The sequence below is a fragment of the Vibrio sp. CB1-5 genome, assembly GCF_059412285.1.
On the sequence record NZ_JBJHPB010000030.1, the window covers coordinates 37,866 to 58,977 of the forward strand.

Here is a 21,112-nt window from a genome sequence, read left to right on the forward strand (position 1 = left end):
AGAGTTTAATGGAACCCTAACGTCTCTTTCAACGCCTTCAAATACCGGCGACTCACAGGTATTGGATGGTCGCTTTGCGTAATGATCTCCGCCAGCCCGTTTTCCAATAGCTTGATCTCTTTAATCGCCTTTACATTGACCAAAAACTGGCGATGACAGCGAATAAGCGACGTCTTATCTTCAATCACCTTCAGCGTTAATTGCGAGGTCGCTTTCTGAATCGCCGTTTGTACGTGCACACCTGAAAGGTCACTATAGGCAAACTCTACATCTTTGGTGGCAATAATGACGATACGGTTGTGACCAGAACAGGGAATTTGGTCGAGCGCCTTTGGTGCGATGGGGTCAAAGCTTTCTGTTTGGGGTATATCGCGTTTGTTTAGGCGCTTGACGGTTTTGGCTAAACGACAAGGGTCGACAGGCTTAAGCAGATAATCGAACGCATTATCTTCGAAGGCTTGGATTGCGTACTGGTCATACGCAGTGACAAATACGACATTCGGCATAGTATCTGGATCTAACATACTCAAAAGCTCAATGCCGGTGATCTGTGGCATCTGTATATCAAGGAACACAACATCAGGCTTGTGTTGATTGATTTTCTTCAAACCTTCGATTGCGTTGCTGGCCTGATCGATGATCTCAATCTGCTCAAACTCAGATAAAAGCTCAATAAGCTCCTCACGAGCAAATAGCTCATCATCAATTACTATTGCGGTTAACCGTGTCATGAAGCGATAGCCGTCCTTTTATCGTCTGAGTTTACGGGCGCTGGAATAATAAAGCTCATCCGTGTGTGTTGCTGGTTTTCGACTTCAATTTTTAGCGCTGAGTCACGTCCAAATTGATTGCGCAGGCGTTTATCGACTATCTGCATTCCTAAACCTTGATGACTAGGCTCAGGTGGCAGGTAGGTACCGGCGTTGTCTTCCACTGTAAGTCGGTAACCTTGTTCACAGCGTTCACTGAAGATTCGAATTGATCCACCTTCAAGAAGGTTAGAGATACCGTGCTTAATGGCATTTTCAACCAATGGCTGCAGGGTAAAGCTAGGCACGGTTTGGTCAAGTAGCTCGGGACTGATATCGATATCTACTTCTAAGCGGTCGGTAAACCGGGCTTTCTCTATGGTTAGGTAAGCATTGACGTGTGCGAGTTCTTCTTTAAGTGTCACCGTCTCAATGTTTTGTTTTAGGTTACTGCGGAAGAACTGCGACAAGTGCTGGATCAGACTGCGCGCTTTATCGGGGTCACGACGGGTAATCGCGCTAATGGTATTCAGTGCATTGAACAAAAAGTGTGGATTGACTTGTGCATGCAGCAGCTTAATTTCCGCTTGGTTTAGCAAGGTTTGCTTGTGGATGTAATCACCATGCAGGATCTGACTAGAGAGTAGCTGGGCAATCCCTTCTGCCATCGACATGTTAATAGTCGAGAACAGCTTTCGTTTCGGCTCGTACAGCTTTATGGTGCCAATCACTTCATCACCTGTACGTAGTGGAATGATCAGTGCTGAACCTAGCTTGCAGTCTTTGGAGATCGAGCATTGATAGGGGTTTTCCTTACCGTCAAGGTAGATGATATCGTTGTTGCTCATCGAGTCGAGGGTGCTTTGCGATGAGATGGGACGGTTGAGTTTATGATGGTCTGCGCCAATACCAACAAACGCCAGAATCTTCTCTCGATCGGTAATGGCAACAGCACCGACGTTGGTTTCTTCGTAGATGATACGTGCAATTTTACTGGCATTGTCGGAGTTAAAACCGTGCACCAAAATCCCCACCGAGCGCTCCGCAATATTCAAAGCGCGACGTGAAAAGGTTGCCGAGTACTCTTCAAAGATGGTTTTACGATCTTGCAGTATGCTCATAAACAGCGCAGCGCCTACCGAGTTGGCAATGATCATTGGTGCTGCGATATTGGAGACGAGTGCGTAAGCTTGATCGAACGGTTTAGCGACTATCAAGATAATCAGCATCTGCACCACTTCGGCGACAAAGGTCACGTAGAGCACCACTAATGGATTGAATAGTTGCTCTTTCTTTCCCTTATGAAGGAAGTAAAGGTGCATGATGCCACCAATGACCCCTTCAGCAGTGGTTGAGATAGCACAAGCGACATCCGTGAAGCCGCCCAATGTGTAGCGGTGCATTCCCCCAGTAAAGCCCACTGCAAAACCGACGACTGGTCCACCAAATAGTCCACCCATGACTGCACCAATGGCTCGTGTATTGGCAATCGCATCGTCGATCTGAAGGCCAAAGTAAGTGCCAAGAATACAAAATGAAGAGAACAGCACGTAGATGCTGAATTTATGACTCAAGCGATTGGTCACGCTAAACAGCGGCAGAAACAGGGGCGTTTTGCTGAGCATATAAGCCAGCATCAGATAAACGCACATCTGTTGCAATAGAGAGATAATTAAGTCCATGGATACCACCTCAACCTCGATGGTTTTATTGTAACTCAAGTGTGGACAAAGAGGAGAGGCTGGTGTCGAAGTCTGATCGCAGAGCGAAAGCTAACTAGAGATGAACCATTGTAAACTTATATTTACATTTGGTGTTTTTTTAAGTTTACGCTTGCATGTGTTTTTTATCTATGTATATTACCAATTAACGCTTTGCTGAACATGGAAATGATAAAAGTTCGGCGTAAAAATAAATTTACAGGTAGCAAAATGAAAAAGAGCGAACTCAGTAATATTAATATCAGTGACGAACAGGTACTGATCACGCCGGAACAGCTAAAACAAAAACTACCGCTTAGTGAAAAAGCGCGCAAGTTCATTCAAGACTCCCGTGAAACTATCGCCAACATCATCCATAAAAAAGACCATCGCCTATTAGTGGTTTGCGGCCCTTGCTCTATTCATGATATCGAAGCGGCAAAAGAATACGCCAAGCGTCTAAAAGCACTCTCGGAACAGCTGAGTGACCAACTTTACATCGTAATGCGAGTTTACTTTGAAAAGCCACGTACCACTGTGGGTTGGAAAGGTCTTATCAACGATCCTCAACTTGATGGTACGTTCGACATTGAGCACGGTCTGCATGTAGGTCGAGAGCTGCTGGTAGAACTGGCAGAAATGGAAATCCCTCTGGCAACTGAAGCGCTAGACCCAATCAGTCCACAGTACCTAGCGGATACCTTCTCATGGGCAGCAATTGGTGCACGTACCACAGAATCACAAACACACCGCGAAATGGCGAGTGGTCTGTCTATGCCTATCGGCTTTAAAAACGGCACCGATGGCAGCCTAGCCACCGCAATTAATGCGATGCAAGCGGCATCTTCAAGCCACCGCTTCATGGGTATTAACCGTGAAGGTCAGGTAGCACTATTGACGACTCAAGGTAACGCTAACGGTCACGTGATTCTTCGTGGCGGCAAACAAACCAACTACGATTCGGTGTCTGTGACTGAATGTGAGCAAGAGCTTGCCAAATCGAACCTAGATGCATCATTGATGGTCGATTGTAGCCACGCTAACTCACGCAAAGACTACCGTCGTCAACCATTGGTTGCTGAGGATGTAATTCACCAAATCCGTGAAGGCAATAAATCGATTATCGGTCTGATGATTGAAAGTCATCTTAACGAAGGTAACCAGAGCAGCGATATTCCTCTGAGCGAAATGCAATACGGCGTGTCTATCACCGATGCGTGTATCAATTGGGATTCAACTGAGGCACTATTACGTCATGCTCATACTGAGCTCGTCCCATTCTTGGAAAATCGTATTAAGGAATAATGACATCCATGGCTGCTGAACTGAACGCATTGCGTGACCAAATCGATGACGTTGATAAGCAGATGCTTGAGCTTTTGGCAAAGCGTCTATCTCTTGTGGAGCAAGTCGGTGAAGTAAAGAGCCGACATGGCTTACCCATCTATGCCCCGGATAGAGAAGCAGCCATGCTGGCCTCTCGCCGCGAAGAAGCGGAGAAAAAGGGTGTGCCTCCTCAACTAATTGAGGACATCCTACGCCGCACCATGCGTGAGTCTTATGCCAGTGAGAAAGACTCAGGCTTTAAGTGTCTTAACCCAGAATTGCGTTCGGTTGTGATCGTAGGTGGTAAAGGACAGTTGGGTGGCTTGTTTGGTCGTATGTTTACCTTGTCTGGCTATCAAGTCAAAGTACTTGGCAGCCAAGATTGGGATCGCGCCGACGAGATCTTAGACAATGCTGGTCTAGTGGTTGTGACGGTGCCTATTCACCTAACAGAAGGGGTGATTGAGAAGCTTGGTAACCTGCCAGAAGACTGCATTTTGTGTGATTTAACGTCTGTTAAATCTAAGCCACTCAATGCCATGCTCAATGTTCACCAAGGTCCGGTTGTAGGCCTGCACCCAATGTTCGGGCCTGATGTTCCAAGTCTTGCTAAGCAGGTTATTGTTTACTGTGATGGTAGACAAGAAGCCGAGTACCAATGGCTACTCGAACAGTTCAAAATTTGGGGTGCGAGTCTGTGTGAGATCTCTGCTGAGCAGCACGACAAAGGTATGACGCTTATTCAGGCACTGCGCCACTTCACCTCGTTCGCCTACGGTCGCCATCTGAGCCAGCAAAACCCAGACCTTGATACGCTAGTCAAATTGAGTTCACCGATCTACCGCTTAGAGCTTGCGATGGTTGGTAGACTGTTTGCGCAAGACCCAACGCTTTACGGTGATATTATTATGTCGTCGGATGAAAACATTGAGATGATCAAATGTTTCCACAAACAGTTTGGCGAAGCGTTAGCGCTACTCGACAGCAAGGACAAAGCTAAGTTCGTGACTGAGTTTAATGAGGTCAGCGATTGGTTTGGTGATTACTCACAGCAGTTTATGTCTGAGAGTCAGAATCTACTTAAACAGGCAAATGATGCGATTCATCGTGGTTAATTGACGAAATACGTCGAGTAGAAATGAGATAAAAAAACGCAGCTAGTTAGCTGCGTTTTTTTAGTTGGTCTGTTCGGTGTTTATCGCGTCGACTTCTTCATTACCTGCAGTCTTAATCGACGAATCCACATACGGCGCATTGGTCAGGTTAATCTGAAGCTTAACCACACTACTAACCAATTCAATCAATGGCGCCCACTGTACTTTTTTCTCTTTCTCAAAGACATAATCAAAGTTTTCTGGACTCCAATCGATAAAGTACTGAGGGTTTAAAGTACGACCCAAGAAGCGGATTTCATAGTGAAGGTGCGGGCCTGTTGAGGTGCCGCTGTTGCCACAGGTAGCAAGTACATCCCCTTTACTTACAAACTGACCACTTTTAGCTTTGAACTTGTTTAGGTGAGCGTAAGAGCTCATAAAACCAAAGGCGTGACGTACGGTGAGATAGTTACCATAACCTTGGCGGCTAGGCCTTACGGTTTCAACGACGCCGTCTGCGGGCGCTAAAATCTGTTCACCAGTTTTACAGGTTAAGTCGATACCACTATGAACATGACGCTTACCGGTAATAGGGTGCGTACGTCGACCATAAGAAGAAGAGATGCGCTGATAAGTCATCGGACTATCGTTGGGAATGAGTCTTAGCATGGTCGCGCGCACGGCTGAGTCAATAGCTGCCGCATCTATGCGTTCTTCTAATGGCATTTCACTGTCATATTGCTCTTCATCGACAAGACCAAGTACGGCTTCCACATCGTTAACGCGTTTACCCAGAAGCTGCAATGAATCACGTTTTTCTTCAAGCTCTTGAGAGAGTGCGTGCATTTCATTCACTTGCTCTTCCAGCTTCGCCTCGAGCTCCGCTTTTTCTTGATTAAGACTCACCAATGAGCCTTCTGTCGAGGTCAGCTCAAGTTGAGACTGTTGATATGAATAGCCAACTAAGCCTAAACCTACAGGAAAAGCCGCAGCAAGTAAGATCGCTGTATAAGTGCGCTTTTTCCCTAGGCGCAGCGTTCTCTTCTTTCCTTGTTGTGTCGGGATAACAACCCGGATCTTATTAGGCATAGTGACAGTTCATAAAAGACAGTGTGTCTATAAAATAAGGTGAATTTTCAGTAAATTTCGCTGATTTATGGTGCGAAATCACAAAAAAAAGAGGGCGCCATTATCGGTGCCCTCTAGGAAAAAAACAAGTTTAACTCAAATATGGGTGATTATTTTGAGATGCGCTTGTATTTGATACGGTGTGGTTCAGCGGCTTCAGGACCAAGCGTCTTCTTCAACCATTCCATGTACTCGGTGTAGTTACCTTCGTAGAAGTTAACCTGACCTTCGTCACGGTAGTCGATGATGTGTGTTGCGATACGGTCTAGGAACCAACGGTCGTGCGAGATAACCATGGCACAGCCCGGGAACTCTAGAAGTGCTTCTTCTAGTGCACGTAGTGTTTCAACGTCAAGGTCGTTGGTTGGTTCATCGAGTAGCAGCATGTTACCGCCAGCTTTAAGAAGCTTAGCAAGGTGAACACGGTTACGCTCACCACCAGATAGCTCACCGATGATCTTCTGTTGGTCGCTGCCTTTGAAGTTAAAGCGCGAGCAGTAAGCACGAGCTGGGATCTCAAAGTTGTTGATCTTGATGATGTCAGCGCCTTCAGAGATCTCTTGGAATACAGTATTAGTATCGTTCATTGAGTCACGGAACTGCTCAACAGACGCCAACTTAACGGTTTCACCTAGGTCGATCGTACCTGAATCTGGCTGCTCAGTGCCGCTTAGCATCTTGAATAGCGTTGATTTACCTGCACCGTTGGCACCGATAATACCTACGATAGCACCCTTAGGAATGCTGAATGATAGGTCATCGATAAGAACACGGCCGTCGAAAGACTTAGTTAGGTTGTTCACTTCAAGAACTTTGTCACCTAGACGCTCACCTGGCGGGATGAACAGCTCGTTAGTCTCGTTACGCTTCTGGTGATCGCCGCTTTGCAGCTCTTCAAAGCGTGCCATACGTGCTTTAGACTTCGCTTGGCGACCTTTAGGGTTTTGACGAACCCACTCAAGTTCTTTCTCGATGGTCTTTTGACGAGCTTTCTCTGAAGACGCTTCTTGTTGTAGACGCGCATCTTTTTGCTCAAGCCAAGAGGTGTAGTTACCTTCCCATGGAATACCTTCACCACGGTCAAGTTCTAGGATCCAACCCGCTGCGTTATCTAGGAAGTAACGGTCGTGGGTAATCGCCACAACGGTGCCAGTGTAATCAACAAGGAAGCGCTCTAGCCAAGCTACAGATTCAGCATCCAAGTGGTTGGTTGGTTCGTCAAGAAGCAGCATGTCTGGCTTCTCAAGCAGTAGGCGACAGATAGCAACACGACGACGCTCACCACCAGAAAGGTGTTGGATCTTCGCATCCCACTCAGGAAGACGAAGTGCATCTGCAGCACGCTCTAGCGCGTTCTCTAGGTTATGGCCTTCTTTCGCTTGAATCAGCGCTTCCAGTTCACCTTGCTCTTTTGCTAGTGCATCAAAGTCGGCATCTGGTTCTGCGTAAGCTGCGTAAACTTCGTCAAGACGCTTCATCGCACCTGCAACGTCAGCAACCGCTTCTTCAACGATTTCACGAACCGTTTTTGATTCGTCTAGTACCGGCTCCTGAGGTAGGTAACCTACGTTTAGGCCTGGTTGTGGGCGTGCTTCACCATCGATGTCAGTATCAATACCTGCCATGATGCGTAGCAGTGTCGATTTACCTGCACCGTTAAGACCAAGTACACCGATTTTCGCGCCAGGGAAGAAGCTTAGAGAAATGTCCTTAAGGATCTGTCGCTTTGGTGGTACCACTTTGCTCACGCGCGACATAGTATAGACGTATTCAGCCATTGCCGATCGTTCCTAATTTTGAAGTCAATAAAGTTCCTATTTTACACCACCGAGCGGAATCCTTTCAATTTTACTTCGGAGATTCCTTTGGATAATGCGTACATCAATTACACTACTTGTCTCCGTCATTGCGTAACAAACAGTCAGAAACAAATTCTTAATAACAAAGCCATTGGAAAGTTGACCTATTTGGTCTTAAATTGAAGTTTGACCATGCACTCAACACCGGCTGACACAGCGGCACAGAAAACAATAACAATGCATCTCCCGGTCAACTGTTACAGCATCGAAGGAACGGTTACATGAATTCTAAACAACGATACCCGAAGCCGCTCATTAGTATCGCTTACGGAGCTATCGTGACTCTGGCTTTACCGGCGCTAATGAGTAGCGCGCTTGCCTCTGAAAATAAGTTAGAACGCCAGCGTACTGCCTACGATATGGCGCAAGAACTAATTGATAGTAGAAACGTCAACGGTTACAACAAAATCCGTCCGCAAATCGCGGATTACCCCTTAACACCTTATGTCGATTATCGCGTATTTTCGCTGCAGTTAGCTGACAAATCTGTTTCGCAAGTGAACCGGTTTATCGAGAAACATCAGACCTTCCCTTTTTCATCACGCATTCGAGCCCCTTTTGTAGACCAGCTCGCCAGACAGAAGCGTTGGGAAGATCTGCTCTCGTTTCAAACCAGTTACCCAAGTGGTGAACGTTACCAATGTCACTACCACTATGCTCAGTTAAAAACAGGCGATACGGATTCGGCCTATGAGGGCGCCAAAACATTGTGGAAAAGTGGTGACAGTGTTGATAGCGCTTGTGAGCCTCTATTTGATACGTGGAACAAAGCAGGGCTGCGCAGCGATGACCTGGTTATCGAGAGAATGACGCTGGCCTTTCAACGTCGCAATGGATCTTTGATTAACTATCTGAATAAACAGCTAAAAACGTCGAAAGGTAAACAACAAGGTAAGCAGGTTCAAAGCTTGTTTAAGTCATCGAAAACGGTGACCAAGTTTGCTTCAAGCAGCTTCCCTGAACCCAATCGTTCCACTCTCACCGAGCTTGCTTTGCAAAAGCTCGCTCGCAGTGACAAAGAGCAAGCACGCACAGCGCTAGCTTCGCTTAATAAAAACAGTCAATTGACCCCAGAACTCAAGCAGACGATGAATGAGTACGTGGCAATGCGGTTTGTTACTACCGATTCAGATAGCGAAGCCAAATGGCGCGACAGTATCTTGGTGAAATCCAGCAGCGATGCGTATTTAGAACGCCGCGCTCGATTAGCGGTGCAACAGGCCGATTGGAAGGGGCTAGAGCAATGGATTGGCAGGCTCAGTGATAAAGCTAAGCAGAGCAGTCGCTGGCAGTATTGGCTTGCGAGAGCGGAGATCAGTCGTGGCGATAAAGCGCAGGGTGAAAAACGGTTGGAATCAATTGTCGGGCAGCGCAATTTCTATAGTGCGGCGGCTGCAGTACAGCTCAAGCATTCGATTGTCTATCCTATTTCTACCACCACGCTCGATAACGCCGCGATAGCGCCATACCAAACGAGCTTAACACGCATCGAAGAGTTAATTGCGCGCGATAAAATTGCTGCAGCAAAATCTGAATGGCGATTTTTGCTGTCCAGAGTATCCACATCAGATAAAGAGATGCTGGCAGCGTATGCAGGTAAAAAGCGTTGGCATCATCTTACGGTCGTCGCAACCATTTCAGCTAAAATGTGGGACAACATGAGTCTTCGTTTTCCACAGGCACATGCATGGTGGTTTAAGTTCTATGGTGACAAGCTAGGCCTAGACAAGGATCTTCTTATGTCTTTGGCAAGACAAGAGAGTGCAATGGATGTGGAAGCTCGTTCACCTGTAGGCGCAAGAGGGGTAATGCAAATTATGCCCGCTACGGCTAAGTATACCGCCAAGAAGCATAAGATAGCCTACAAGCGCACGAGCGAGCTTTATCAGGTAGGCAAAAACATTGAAATCGGCTCGCATTACTTAAATGAGTTACTTGGGAACTACGACGACAATCGAATTTTTGCGCTTGCGGCTTATAATGCTGGACCCAACCGAGTTAAACGCTGGCGTGCGGCATCCGATGGCAATTTAGATGCCATCGCGTTTATCGAAGCGATACCATTTAGAGAGACTCGTGGTTATGTTCAGAACATTCTGATGTTTCAAGTGTACTACCGCGATCTCATGGGTGTTCAGGGAAGTTTCCTAACCGATGCTGAGGCGAAAAGGCGTTACTGACACCCTAAGCTAGGCAATGGCGCGAGCTTGGGGTTAGAATGGAGTATTGCAAGTATCTAATGGAATGATTCATGGAACCTCAATACCAAGACTGGCAACAAGTTCTCGACCTGATCCAACGCTCACAAAGTACAGAGCAGCAAGCGCAGTTAATGACTCTACTACTGACACCTGACGAGCGTGAAGCGGTGACTGCTCGCGTTAATATTTTGTGTGAGCTGCTAAAGGGTGACTTATCTCAGCGTCAAATTAGCCAGATGTTAGGGGTGGGTGTTGCGACAATTACTCGCGGCAGTGCAGAAGTGAAACGTCTTGAGGACGCCGACAAGAACGCGCTTAGCGACTTATTACTTAAATAGCGAGACCTTTGAGTCTCGCTCATTTTTTTAGGCGTTAAGCGATAGAAAGCTGGCGACTAGAAATGCTCAGGGTTAACGAAAGGAATTAAAGCCAGTATTAACGCTTGATGATACACCGAGCTTCGAGTGAGCTGGTGCTGTGTGAGCAGCGCAATGGCTCCGCCTTTTTGCTTGATGTTGTCGGTACCAAATGTTTTGTCCATTACATCCCCAAGCTCAACGGTGGGTGACAGCTGCTCTACGACCGCTGGTGGTAGCATTAAACTGGCGCTTCGTGATTCACCAATCAAGCCTTGAGATTCAATCACCATCCACGCAAATGTGCAGCCACCGTCAAGTCCGGCTTCAATCCCTACGTAGTAATCGCCACCTTGCTTAGACTGCTTCGCGTTATTGACTCGGTTTACTGCACCGCGGCGTGTTTCTTCGTTGGCCATGGGTTGATCGGCTACACCACTTGGAACGCTGACGCCCTCAAACTCAAAACTTTGGTTTGGAAAAGCCGACTCAAATGCGCTTTTTACAGCATTAATTTTGGCGGGATTAAGCGAGGCGATGACAACCTTTTTCATGACAGACATATCCATGTAGAGAACGTAACAACCTAATTCTAACGTAAATCTTCCCTAGTCATGTCATTAAATTTTTCAATATCCGTACTCTGCTATTGAGCTTATTTGAAGTTCCAATTAACAACGAATATAATTTTTATGGTATGATATTCTGTTTTCTGAGTCAGAAACATCGACAAGAGACAATGGATATGAAATTAAAACAAGTAGTGGTGGCTTTGGGAATTATGACGCTGGCAGGTTGTCAGGCAACGCAGCGTCAAAATGCCACAACCGGTGAATACGAAACGAACTCTGCAACCAAAGGTGCTGTAATTGGTGCCATTGCAGGCACTGCAGTGGGTATCGCCTCGGGTGGTGATAGTAAAGGCATTTTACTAGGTGCGGCGAGTGGTGCTGCCATTGGTGGCGGTGCAGGTTACTATTTCGATCAGCAGGAAAAAGCTCTTCGCCAAGAGCTGCTAAATTCTGGTGTACAAGTTGAACGTACTGGTGACAATCAGCTCGTACTTCGCCTTGAAAATGGTATTGGCTTTGCAAGTAACTCACACGCGTTAGATCGCAACATTCATAAAACGCTGCAAGGCGTGGCGCGCATTTTGGTTGAATATCCTGATACTAGCCTAGTGATTGACGGTTACACCGATAGTACTGGCAGCGCGAGCTACAACCAAGAGCTCTCTGAGAAGCGCGCTGAGCAAGTTCGCGCTTTCCTCGTTAGCCAAAATGTTGCTCCTGGCCGTGCGGTGGCGCGCGGTATGGGTGAGCGCTTCCCTATCTGTAGCAATGCTACGACGGAAGGACGCCAATGCAATCGACGCGTAGAGATCAAGATCTTGCCTCTTACATAAGCGGTGCTTTTTAAATGACATAAAAAAATCCCTAGGTCGTGCCTAGGGATTTTTGTTTTAGTCTTTCTTATCGGTCAGATCGGGAATGACTGGTTTGACATTGTCGATAGGGTAGCAGCCAAGTACTTTTAAGTGCTTAGTGATCTTCACTAGTTCATCGACCGCGCACTTCATCGCCTCAGAATCTTTATGGCCTTCCACGTCGACATAAAACATCTCTTCCCACGGGTTACCCATGATAGGACGTGACTCCAGCTTGGTCATGTTGATGCCATAACGCTGCAGTACCAATAGGGTTTCCACCAGTGAGCCCGCTTCCTGTGACGTCGCCATAATGAAGGTGGTTTTCGCCGGAATTTGTGCAGACACTTCGACTGGCTTTCTCGCTACGATAATAAAGCGCGTATGGTTTTCGGTTTGGTTGGCAATGTTGCCTTGAATAGACTGCAGCCCATAAAGCTTGCCGCTTGCAGCATGGCCGATAGCCGCCACGTCATCCCGGTTTAGCTGTTGCACCTTTTGCATCGCATCTGCTGTGCTCGCACAAGACTCTAAAGTCACGCCTTTTAAACGGCTCAAAAACTCACTGCATTGCTGATGTGGCTGTGGGTGTGAATAGAGCGTTTTGATGTCTTCAAGACGCAGCTCTTTGGTCGCCACGAGACAATGTTCAATCGGTTGGGTGATTTCGCCAACGATGTGCAGTGTCGTGTGCTGAAGTAAATCGAACACTTCGTTGATGGAACCTGAGCTCGTGTTCTCAATGGGAAGCACACCGTAATCTGCATGGCCGGATTCAACGGTTTTGATGACTTCTTTAAACTGATCGCAGTTAAGCTCTACTAATTCGGTGTTTTTGCGAGAGAAGTAGTCACGACTTGCCAAGTGCGAGTATGAGCCTTTGGCACCTAAGAATGCGACGCGTGCGACTGGCTTTCTGCTCTGGTCTGGGTTGGCGAGATTTTGCAGGTAGACCTGTTGAAGTAACACTGAGTCTTCAATGATAGTGTGAAAAATCTTGGTGATGTATGGCGCATCAAGCTCGTATTTATCTTTACCATTGTTAATCAGCTTAACGAGTAGCTGCTGCTCACGAGCGGCATCACGAACCGGCTTTGAAGTCTGTACCTTACTTTTGGCCACTTCAATACTGAGCTTACGGCGCTCGGATAGCAGTTGCAGCAGGTTGTCATCCAACTCGTTGAGTCGCAGGCGAATATCGTCAAGAGAATACTTAGTGTCGGTCATCAAATAATCCTTATAAAAAAGCCTCCCGTTTGGGAGGCTTTCCGTTCGTTTTTGACTTTTCTTTCGAAAACGAAGAAGCCTCCAAGCCTAGTGGAGAAAAAAGAAGTCAAAAAAGAACAGAATAATTGGGCGCATAAATCGTTGTTTATCATTTTGTATTGGCTAAGCCCCACAATAAGCAAGGGAGCATGGAGCGTCAAGCAAAAAAATAGCGCCCGTAGGCGCTATATAATGATGACTAAATTGAATTGCTATTCGCTAAGACGACCGAATTATTCGACTTCTTCTACTTCAGCTAGCTCTGGTTTCTCTGTGCGGCGAGCTTCTGGCTTGTGTCTTAGTTTGTTTAGCTGACGTTCTAACTTCTGTTCAACCTCGTTAACGGCAGCGTATAAATCTTCATGAGTAGCGGAAGCGACAAGCTTGCCTTTGGGTACCGTAATGGCCGCTTCGAATTTCATCTGTTTGTTTGGCTCTTCGTTGAAAGCAGTTTGGCAGCTGATGATGTCGACTTGCCACTTTTCTAACTTCTTAAATTTGCTTTCGATATGCTCACGGATTGCAGAGGTGATCTCAATGTTTTTACCAGTGATGTTTACTCTCATATGTTTTTTCCTCTGTTGCATCCCTCATGGGTTAACTCCAGATTACTTATCCAGACCGAAAATAATGTGATCTAGATCACTTTCGTGTAATGGTTTTTGATGTCCAAATCTAAATGTGATCTATCGCAAAACTTTGTATCGTTAACAGTAAAAAAGCCTTTTCTTTCCTCCAAAAGTCATTAATTTGGATAGAGTAGCGTTCTGAAAATTCCCCATTTTTGGCGACTTAGTACGACCTAAGAAAAGTCACTGTCTATTAAATGCTCACCGATAAAGTGTGATCTTTGTCACTTGGTGGTTTCCTCCTTGCTTCCCCCCAGTACTCTATAGAATTCGATGTCTTGATTTTTAGCCTGTTGCTCTTCGCGGATCTCCTGCAATGACTCCAATTGTTTGTAGATAACAAAGTATCGATTGATGTTGGCTACATAGGTAACGGGCTCGGAGCTAATATTGCGGCGCGCCATGAGTTCGACGTTGCCAAACCATTTATTGGGATCGTAACCGTGCTTTTCGGCTAAGCGCCTCATGCGTAATATATTGCCGGGACCGGCGTTATAAGCAGCCAGCGATAGGTAGACTTTGTCATCTTCGCTAATGGCATCATCACTAAAATAGCGATCGCGGATAAAGCGTAAATATTTGACCCCAGCATGGACGTTGTTATCTATGTTGTTGATGTTTCTAATGTTGACGTTCTTATCTCGAGCCGTACTTGGTAACACTTGCATAATGCCAACCGCACCTTTTGGCGATATCTTATTTTGATTGAGGCGTGATTCTTGAAATGCTTGTGCTGCAATCATGAGAAAATCGAAGTCGTATTGGTCGGCGTACTTTTTAAACAGTGAAACTAGCTTATCTAGTTGATCAATATTTTTGGGATCAAGCGCTTTTGCAAACCATGAAGTATTCTCTAGGTACTTGTTATAGATAACATTGCCAAGCAGCGTCCCTTCTTTCGCTGTTTTGATGTAAGCATTGACTTGCTCCGCAAGCTTGGGGCTGTCTTTGCGCATCGCCCAAGCTATTTTTCCGCCGCTACGCAGTGGAATACCGCTATGAATGTTCAAATCATCAAAGGTTTTGTTCCAAAAATAGGCTTTGTGGCTATCAAGAACCGTAGCGCTGATTAGCCCTTGCTTGACCATCTCGACCAGTTCGTAATCTTGTAATGTCTCTTCAATGTATTGGACCAATACAGGAGTGCGTCCCTCTTCAGTTAGTGCTTTATTGAGCTCTTGTAGGCTCTCAAAGTAGCTTGAGCTGGCGCGCACCCATACTTCTTTGCCGCTTAAGTCTTCGGGGCTCAAAAGAGTAGGGTAGTCGTCGCTTGTGATGATGAGCTCATCGATATTGTTGAGTACAGGACGACTGAACTCGATCACGGCTTCACGAGCCGGGGTTACGGTAAGGTTAGCAACAATGAGGTCGCCGTAACCATTGACCAGCGCAGGGATAAGATCATCGCGTGTTACGGGTATAACTTGTACTTTGAGTTTTGGAAATCTTTTCTTTAAATGCTTCTCGAAGTGATAAAGCTGTTCGGCACCAATTCCCCTAGGCTGCCCTTTCTCAATGTAATAAAAGCCGAGATCGGCTGAGACTAGTACCCGCAGTACTCGCTTTTCAGATAGTGTGTTTAAATCCCCGGTATAAGGGGTGTTCCTTAATGGGCTGAGTTCTAGTGCTCGCAGTGGTAGCGAGAAGACAACGAAAACAATAACCAGTAGTAGCGCTTTCACTTCAATTCCTTTTTCACTACATATCCTAATGATAACTATATAAATGAAAAAGGATTTTCGCCAACTTAGGCACAAAAAAAGCGCTGATGACACAACGCTTTTGTTAAAGGTTTAACCCATTATATAGGGTTGAGCTCCATGAGCTTTTCGGTTCGTTCGACTTGCTCTTTCATGCCAAGCTCTTCATAGGCTTGCTTCTGAATGCTGAGTGACTTACGTGCAGCCTCAGTATCTGGATAGGTTTTTTGAAGCTCTTGTGTGCGATTGATCGCAGCGATCCAAGCTTCACGTCGTAGGTAGAAATCTGCCGTTGCCAAATCGTAATTCGCGAGACGATTCTTTAGTGCCACCATGCGTTTTGCAGCATCTTCTGCGTAGGCACTGTTCGGATAGCGTTTAAGCAAGCGGTCGAAATCGGCGAACGCGGCTTTAACTGGCTCAGGATCTCGGTCAGAACGGTCGATACGGAAGATGTCGTGCATAAAGTTACGATCTTGCGCCATATGGCTTAGGCCGCGCATATACAGAACCCAATCCGAACGCTCATGCGTAGGGTTTAGACGAGAAAAACGTTCGATGGTCGCAAGCGCTAGAGGCAGGTCGTCGTTCTTATAGTAGGCGTAAATAAGGTCGAGCTGTACCTGCTCAGTGTAAGCACCAAATGGGTAACGAGAGTCTAGCGCTTCAAGGCGCTCAATGGCTGACGTCCAGTTACCACCTTGCAGTGACTCTTGAGCCTCTGAATACAACTGAGACGGCGGGACATCTGGGACGGTGACTTCTTTGTCAGCACAACCAAACAACAAAGCTATAGAAAGCAAGCCTGTTAGTTTAAGTAGTTTCATACGAGAACGAGTTTCCTTGACGTAAATATTTTTCCGCTTCCATTACTTTTCTTGCCAGTAACAGATACAATGATGGACTATATTATCCACACTCGTGGTATTAGTCCCAAGGTTTTTTAAAAAGTTCGATATGGCTCAGCAGATTGAATTAACAAATACAGTAAAAGACAGCCAGTTAGGTCAACGTTTAGACCAAGCTGTAGCTGAACTCTTCGCAGATTTTTCTCGTTCACGCCTGAAAGAATGGCTACTTGACGGAAAAATTGCGGTTAACGGTGAAGTGGTTACCAAGCCTCGCACTAAGGTGATGGGCGGTGAACTGATTACCGTTCAAGCTGAACTAGAAGATGAAGAACGCTTCGAAGCGCAAGATATTCCTCTAAACATCGTTTACGAGGATGATGACATCATTGTCATCAATAAGCCAAGAGATTTCGTTGTTCATCCTGGAGCAGGGACGCCAGATGGCACGGTTCTGAATGCGCTTTTGCATCACTACCCAGCTATCGCGGAAGTACCACGTGCAGGTATCGTTCACCGTCTCGATAAAGACACCACAGGTTTGATGGTGGTGGCGAAGACGGTTCCATCGCAAACGCGTTTGGTTCGAGCTCTGCAAAAACGTAACATTACTCGTGAGTACGAAGCGATTGCGATCGGCAAAATGACCGCAGGTGGTATGGTGGATAAGGCAATTGGTCGCCATTCTACGAAACGTACGTTGATGGCGGTAAATGAACTCGGTAAGCCGGCGGTGACTCACTACCGTGTTGCGGAGCATTTCCGTGAGCATACCCGTATCAGACTACGTCTAGAAACGGGGCGTACCCACCAGATCCGTGTACACATGTCTTACTTACAACACCCACTTTTAGGTGATACCGCTTACGGTGGTCGTGCGCGTATCCCACGTGGTGCGAGTGAAGAGCTAACGGATATGATCCGTAGCTTCGACCGTCAAGCACTGCACGCGGTAATGCTGAAGTTTGCTCACCCAGTGACTGGCGAAGAAATGGAGTTCCACGCACCTGTGCCTGACGATATGGTGGCAATGGCTGAAGCGCTTCGTGAAGATACAAAGCTGAATAAAGAAGAAGACTATTAATGTCGATTCTTAAGCCAAATTGGCACACAGCACCGCATGTGAGTGCTGTGACTTCAACTAGAGAAGGTGGTGTATCGAAAGCGCCGTTCTCTGGGTTGAATCTAGGAATGCATGTTGGTGATAACCCTGCAGATATTGAGGCGAATAGAGCTCAACTAGCAGCGTTAGCGAACATGCCATCCGCGCCAGTTTGGCTTAATCAAACCCACTCCACTGTCGTTGCTAATATTGCAACTCCTACTGATGTCGTTATCAATGGCGATGCGAGTTTTACGACGCGGCCAGGTGTTGTGCTTAGTGCGATGACCGCAGACTGCTTGCCTATTTTGCTTGCGGCCAACGACGGCACTGCGGTTTCTGCAGTCCATGCAGGCTGGCGTGGCCTTGCTGATGGCATTGTTGAAAATGCAGTGTCTCTTTTCGAGTCTGATCTGCAAGCTTGGATTGGTCCTGCCATTGGCTTTGATAGTTTTGAGGTCGGTGAAGATGTTCGTGAGGCATTTTGTGCAAGCCACCCTGAATACGCTATCGCATTCAAGCCGCATCCGACATCGGGTAAGTGGCTCGCGGACTTAGCATCGATTGCCGAGATGAAGCTTAAGTCGCTTGGAGTAAATTCAGTGACTCAGAGCGGGCTTTGTACTTTCGAGGATCCTACTCGTTTTTATTCTTATCGACGCGATGGGAAAACTGGCCGTATGGCGAGCTTTATTTGGATCAACGCCTGATTTTCCATTCCCTCTCTTGAAATCCTCAATCTGAGTAACCATCTTATTTGCATATCAAGCCGTATGTAATTATAGGGGGTTGCTGTGCGCTTAGATCGATTTACTAGCAAATTCCAAGTCGCTATTTCTGATGCTCAGTCTCTAGCTCTAGGGCGAGACCATCAATATATTGAACCTGTTCATCTCATGGTTGCTTTGCTCAATCAAGAGGGCAGTTCTATTCGTCCATTGCTGACAATGTTGAACGTTGATGTTGTGCAGTTGCGCTCAAAACTGGCAGAGCTGCTGGATAAGCTACCAAAAGTGACGGGCGTAGGTGGTGATGTTCAGCTATCTAGCTCAATGGGTCAGCTATTCAATCTGTGTGACAAGGTGGCTCAAAAACGCCAAGATGCATATATCTCCTCTGAGATTTTCTTGCTTGCGGCTATCGAAGACAAAGGCGCGTTAGGTCAATTACTTAAAGCGCAAGGTCTAACGGAAGCGAAGGTCAACCAAGCCATTGAGCAGATCCGTGGCGGTCAAAAGGTTGATGATCCAAACGCAGAAGAAAAACGCCAAGCGCTAGAAAAGTTCACGATTGATCTGACCGAACGAGCCGAGCAGGGCAAACTTGACCCTGTGATTGGCCGTGACGATGAGATCCGCCGAACGATTCAAGTATTGCAGCGTCGTACCAAAAATAATCCAGTCATTATTGGTGAACCGGGTGTGGGTAAAACCGCCATTGTTGAAGGCTTAGCTCAGCGTATTATCAATAATGAAGTACCGGAAGGCTTACGTGGTCGCCGAGTTCTATCACTTGATATGGGCTCTTTGGTCGCTGGCGCCAAATATCGTGGTGAATTTGAAGAACGTTTGAAATCGGTACTTAATGAGCTTGCTAAAGAAGAAGGCAACATCATTCTATTTATCGATGAACTGCACACCATGGTTGGGGCAGGTAAAGGCGAAGGCTCAATGGATGCCGGCAATATGCTCAAACCAGCACTTGCCCGAGGTGAGTTACATTGTGTTGGCGCGACGACTCTAGACGAATATCGTCAATATATAGAGAAAGATGCTGCGCTTGAGAGACGATTCCAAAAAGTGCTGGTGGATGAGCCAAGTGTTGAAGACACAGTGGCGATTCTTCGTGGACTTAAAGAACGCTACGAATTGCATCATCATGTAGAAATCACGGATCCAGCAATTGTAGCGGCTGCTAGCCTTTCCCATCGTTACGTAACCGATCGACAGTTACCTGATAAGGCTATTGATCTAATTGATGAAGCCGCGTCGAGCATTCGTCTGCAAATTGATTCCAAGCCAGAGTCATTAGATAAGCTCGAGCGTAAAATCATCCAGCTTAAAATAGAACAGCAAGCGCTGAAAAACGAGTCGGATGATGCAAGTAGCAAGCGCCTTTCTGCACTAAATGAAGAGCTGCACACTAAAGAGCGTGACTATGCTGAGCTTGAAGAAGTATGGAATGCAGAAAAAGCGGCACTTTCGGGTACGCAGCATATTAAAGCTGAGTTGGAACAAGCAAGATTAGATATGGATGTGGCACGGCGTGCCGGAGATCTAAACCGTATGTCTGAGCTTCAATACGGACGTATCCCAGAGCTAGAGAAACAGCTAGACCTAGCGACGCAAGCCGAGATGCAGGAGATGAGTCTGCTTCGCAACAAAGTGACAGACGCTGAAATAGCAGAAGTGTTGTCGAAGCAAACCGGTATTCCAGTATCTAAAATGCTAGAAGCAGAAAAAGACAAACTGCTTCGTATGGAAGAGGTTCTGCATAAACGCGTCATTGGTCAGGCGGAAGCGGTGGAAGTGGTTTCCGATGCGATTCGTCGTAGTCGAGCAGGTCTTGCCGACCCTAATAAGCCTATTGGTTCGTTCTTATTCTTAGGTCCGACAGGTGTGGGTAAAACAGAGCTGTGTAAAACGCTCGCCAACTTCATGTTCGACAGTGAAGATGCCATAGTGCGTATCGACATGTCTGAGTTCATGGAGAAACATTCGGTGGCGCGACTAGTCGGTGCTCCTCCTGGTTATGTTGGCTATGAAGAAGGTGGCTATTTAACGGAAGCGGTGAGACGTAAGCCATATTCGGTGATCTTACTTGATGAGGTAGAAAAAGCGCATCCAGATGTCTTTAATATTCTTCTACAAGTATTAGATGATGGTCGCCTTACCGATGGGCAAGGTCGTACGGTGGATTTCAGAAACACTGTCATCATCATGACGTCGAACTTAGGATCGTCGAGAATCCAAGAGAATTTCCAAGTTCTCGATTATGACGGTATTAAGCGAGAAGTAATGGATGTAGTGACATCTCACTTTAGACCTGAGTTCTTAAACCGTGTAGATGAAAGTGTGGTATTCCATCCTCTAGGTCAGCAGCACATTAAGTCGATTGCTAACATTCAGCTTGAGCGTTTAGGCAAACGAATGGAAGACAGTGGGTACTCGTTGATCGTGGCAGATGCGGCTCTCGATTATATTGCTAAAGTGGGGTATGACCCTGTGTATGGTGCAAGACCTTTAAAACGCGCCATTCAGCAAAGTATTGAGAATCCACTCGCGAAAGAGATACTAGCGGGCAAGGTGGATCCAACTAAACCGGTAAAACTTATCGTTAATAACGATAAAATTGCGGTTGGCCAATAGTAGTTTACTAGCGTTTGGTGAATAAAAGGGGAGGTCACTCCCTTTTTTTGTGTCTTTTTTGGGCGTTCTGGTTTATTTGTGTGCGAACGGAAAGAAAAAGTGAATTTAGTGTAATTTAGCGCTTGCCAAGTGAATGGCGATCTCTATAATGCCACCTCGCTGACACGGGAACGGAGAGATAAATCTCCAACGAGTCAGAAGGTCAAAAGCTTCTAAGGAAGCTAAGCAAAATAAGTTGAAAAAGTGGTTGACACTAAAGCTTATCTCGCTAAAATGGCCATCCGTTTTGAGAGGGGCGCTCAGTCCGAAGCTCGAAACAAGCTCTTTAACAATATAAACCTATCAATCTGTGTGGGCACT

At 46.4% G+C, this 21,112-nt stretch carries 17 protein-coding genes and 1 other annotated feature; of the genes, 8 read left to right on the forward strand and 9 right to left on the reverse strand.

The features are described 5' to 3' along the window. Positions 1–5: 5 nt before the first annotated feature. Together btsR and ACJB0T_RS18285 are read right to left on the reverse strand one after the other, a co-directional pair. On the reverse strand, positions 6–731 hold the full coding sequence (gene btsR / locus ACJB0T_RS18280; RefSeq protein ID WP_479288798.1) for a two-component system response regulator BtsR: 726 nt from the start codon (positions 729–731) through the stop codon (positions 6–8). Next, the gene (locus ACJB0T_RS18285) at positions 728–2,431 is read right to left on the reverse strand and encodes a LytS/YhcK type 5TM receptor domain-containing protein (protein WP_479288799.1); all 1,704 of its coding nucleotides are present in this window, start codon (positions 2,429–2,431) and stop codon (positions 728–730) included. The genes btsR and ACJB0T_RS18285 overlap by 4 nt, the downstream gene beginning before the upstream one ends. Before the next feature lie 249 nt (positions 2,432–2,680). On the opposite strand from ACJB0T_RS18285, the gene ACJB0T_RS18290 reads away from it, so the two are divergent. Then, entirely contained in the window at positions 2,681–3,754 is a 1,074-nt protein-coding gene (locus ACJB0T_RS18290; RefSeq protein ID WP_479288800.1) for a 3-deoxy-7-phosphoheptulonate synthase, read from the forward strand. 8 nt (positions 3,755–3,762) lie between these two features. Next, entirely contained in the window at positions 3,763–4,890 is a 1,128-nt protein-coding gene (gene tyrA, locus ACJB0T_RS18295; RefSeq protein WP_479288801.1) for a bifunctional chorismate mutase/prephenate dehydrogenase, read from the forward strand. Between the two features lie 60 nt (positions 4,891–4,950). Here tyrA and ACJB0T_RS18300 read toward each other — a convergent pair whose 3' ends face one another. Further along, the gene (locus tag ACJB0T_RS18300) at positions 4,951–5,958 is read right to left on the reverse strand and encodes a M23 family metallopeptidase (RefSeq protein WP_479288802.1); all 1,008 of its coding nucleotides are present in this window, start codon (positions 5,956–5,958) and stop codon (positions 4,951–4,953) included. Between the two features lie 149 nt (positions 5,959–6,107). Continuing rightward, entirely contained in the window at positions 6,108–7,775 is a 1,668-nt protein-coding gene (gene ettA / locus ACJB0T_RS18305; protein WP_479288803.1) for an energy-dependent translational throttle protein EttA, read from the reverse strand. A gap of 302 nt (positions 7,776–8,077) precedes the next feature. On the opposite strand from ettA, the gene sltY reads away from it, so the two are divergent. Both sltY and trpR read left to right on the forward strand, forming a co-directional pair. Then, the gene (gene sltY, locus ACJB0T_RS18310; protein WP_479288804.1) at positions 8,078–10,036 is read left to right on the forward strand and encodes a murein transglycosylase; all 1,959 of its coding nucleotides are present in this window, start codon (positions 8,078–8,080) and stop codon (positions 10,034–10,036) included. Positions 10,037–10,107: 71 nt separating this feature from the next. Continuing rightward, positions 10,108–10,395 carry a trp operon repressor gene (gene trpR / locus ACJB0T_RS18315; protein ID WP_042503059.1) on the forward strand — a complete coding sequence of 96 codons (288 nt, stop codon included), beginning with the start codon at positions 10,108–10,110 and terminating at the stop codon, positions 10,393–10,395. A gap of 56 nt (positions 10,396–10,451) precedes the next feature. Here the strand turns inward: trpR and yjjX are convergent, their stop codons facing one another. After that, positions 10,452–10,967 carry an inosine/xanthosine triphosphatase gene (gene yjjX, locus ACJB0T_RS18320; protein WP_479288805.1) on the reverse strand — a complete coding sequence of 172 codons (516 nt, stop codon included), beginning with the start codon at positions 10,965–10,967 and terminating at the stop codon, positions 10,452–10,454. 191 nt (positions 10,968–11,158) lie between these two features. Between yjjX and ACJB0T_RS18325 the strand changes: the two genes are divergently transcribed. Next, on the forward strand, positions 11,159–11,818 hold the full coding sequence (locus ACJB0T_RS18325) for a YiaD family glycine zipper/OmpA-like lipoprotein (RefSeq protein WP_042503077.1): 660 nt from the start codon (positions 11,159–11,161) through the stop codon (positions 11,816–11,818). A 57-nt stretch (positions 11,819–11,875) separates the two neighbouring features. Here the strand turns inward: ACJB0T_RS18325 and pheA are convergent, their stop codons facing one another. The 4 genes from pheA to bamD all read right to left on the reverse strand — a co-directional run bounded on the left by pheA (position 11,876) and on the right by bamD (position 16,261). Continuing rightward, on the reverse strand, positions 11,876–13,066 hold the full coding sequence (pheA, locus tag ACJB0T_RS18330) for a prephenate dehydratase (protein WP_042503061.1): 1,191 nt from the start codon (positions 13,064–13,066) through the stop codon (positions 11,876–11,878). Between the two features lie 11 nt (positions 13,067–13,077). Beyond that, positions 13,078–13,199, reverse strand: a sequence feature (Phe leader region). 139 nt (positions 13,200–13,338) lie between these two features. Next, positions 13,339–13,671: a ribosome hibernation-promoting factor, HPF/YfiA family gene (gene hpf, locus ACJB0T_RS18335; RefSeq protein WP_112459827.1), complete on the reverse strand. Its 333-nt coding sequence runs from the start codon at positions 13,669–13,671 to the stop codon at positions 13,339–13,341. Between the two features lie 287 nt (positions 13,672–13,958). Next, a complete protein-coding gene (locus ACJB0T_RS18340; RefSeq protein WP_479292192.1) occupies positions 13,959–15,422 on the reverse strand; it encodes an MltF family protein in 1,464 nt (487 codons plus the stop codon). 113 nt (positions 15,423–15,535) lie between these two features. Beyond that, on the reverse strand, positions 15,536–16,261 hold the full coding sequence (gene bamD / locus ACJB0T_RS18345) for an outer membrane protein assembly factor BamD (protein WP_479288806.1): 726 nt from the start codon (positions 16,259–16,261) through the stop codon (positions 15,536–15,538). 130 nt (positions 16,262–16,391) lie between these two features. Between bamD and rluD the strand changes: the two genes are divergently transcribed. From rluD to clpB, 3 genes are all read left to right on the forward strand, one after another. Then, on the forward strand, positions 16,392–17,366 hold the full coding sequence (rluD, locus tag ACJB0T_RS18350; RefSeq protein ID WP_479288807.1) for a 23S rRNA pseudouridine(1911/1915/1917) synthase RluD: 975 nt from the start codon (positions 16,392–16,394) through the stop codon (positions 17,364–17,366). A 5-nt stretch (positions 17,367–17,371) separates the two neighbouring features. After that, entirely contained in the window at positions 17,372–18,094 is a 723-nt protein-coding gene (gene pgeF / locus ACJB0T_RS18355) for a peptidoglycan editing factor PgeF (RefSeq protein WP_479292194.1), read from the forward strand. An 84-nt stretch (positions 18,095–18,178) separates the two neighbouring features. Continuing rightward, positions 18,179–20,752, forward strand: a complete 2,574-nt coding sequence (clpB, locus tag ACJB0T_RS18360) for an ATP-dependent chaperone ClpB (RefSeq protein ID WP_479288808.1) — start codon at positions 18,179–18,181, stop codon at positions 20,750–20,752. Positions 20,753–21,112 lie beyond the last annotated feature (360 nt).

What these genes read in the sequence shown, in the direction of transcription:
- btsR (WP_479288798.1), bottom strand. Translation starts at nt 731, where the DNA reads ATGACACGGTTAACCGCAATAGTAATTGATGATGAGCTATTTGCTCGT.
- ACJB0T_RS18285 (WP_479288799.1), bottom strand. Translation starts at nt 2,431, where the DNA reads ATGGACTTAATTATCTCTCTATTGCAACAGATGTGCGTTTATCTGATG.
- ACJB0T_RS18290 (WP_479288800.1), top strand. Translation starts at nt 2,681, where the DNA reads ATGAAAAAGAGCGAACTCAGTAATATTAATATCAGTGACGAACAGGTA.
- tyrA (WP_479288801.1), top strand. Translation starts at nt 3,763, where the DNA reads ATGGCTGCTGAACTGAACGCATTGCGTGACCAAATCGATGACGTTGAT.
- ACJB0T_RS18300 (WP_479288802.1), bottom strand. Translation starts at nt 5,958, where the DNA reads ATGCCTAATAAGATCCGGGTTGTTATCCCGACACAACAAGGAAAGAAG.
- ettA (WP_479288803.1), bottom strand. Translation starts at nt 7,775, where the DNA reads ATGGCTGAATACGTCTATACTATGTCGCGCGTGAGCAAAGTGGTACCA.
- sltY (WP_479288804.1), top strand. Translation starts at nt 8,078, where the DNA reads ATGAATTCTAAACAACGATACCCGAAGCCGCTCATTAGTATCGCTTAC.
- trpR (WP_042503059.1), top strand. Translation starts at nt 10,108, where the DNA reads ATGGAACCTCAATACCAAGACTGGCAACAAGTTCTCGACCTGATCCAA.
- yjjX (WP_479288805.1), bottom strand. Translation starts at nt 10,967, where the DNA reads ATGAAAAAGGTTGTCATCGCCTCGCTTAATCCCGCCAAAATTAATGCT.
- ACJB0T_RS18325 (WP_042503077.1), top strand. Translation starts at nt 11,159, where the DNA reads ATGAAATTAAAACAAGTAGTGGTGGCTTTGGGAATTATGACGCTGGCA.
- pheA (WP_042503061.1), bottom strand. Translation starts at nt 13,066, where the DNA reads ATGACCGACACTAAGTATTCTCTTGACGATATTCGCCTGCGACTCAAC.
- hpf (WP_112459827.1), bottom strand. Translation starts at nt 13,671, where the DNA reads ATGAGAGTAAACATCACTGGTAAAAACATTGAGATCACCTCTGCAATC.
- bamD (WP_479288806.1), bottom strand. Translation starts at nt 16,261, where the DNA reads ATGAAACTACTTAAACTAACAGGCTTGCTTTCTATAGCTTTGTTGTTT.
- rluD (WP_479288807.1), top strand. Translation starts at nt 16,392, where the DNA reads ATGGCTCAGCAGATTGAATTAACAAATACAGTAAAAGACAGCCAGTTA.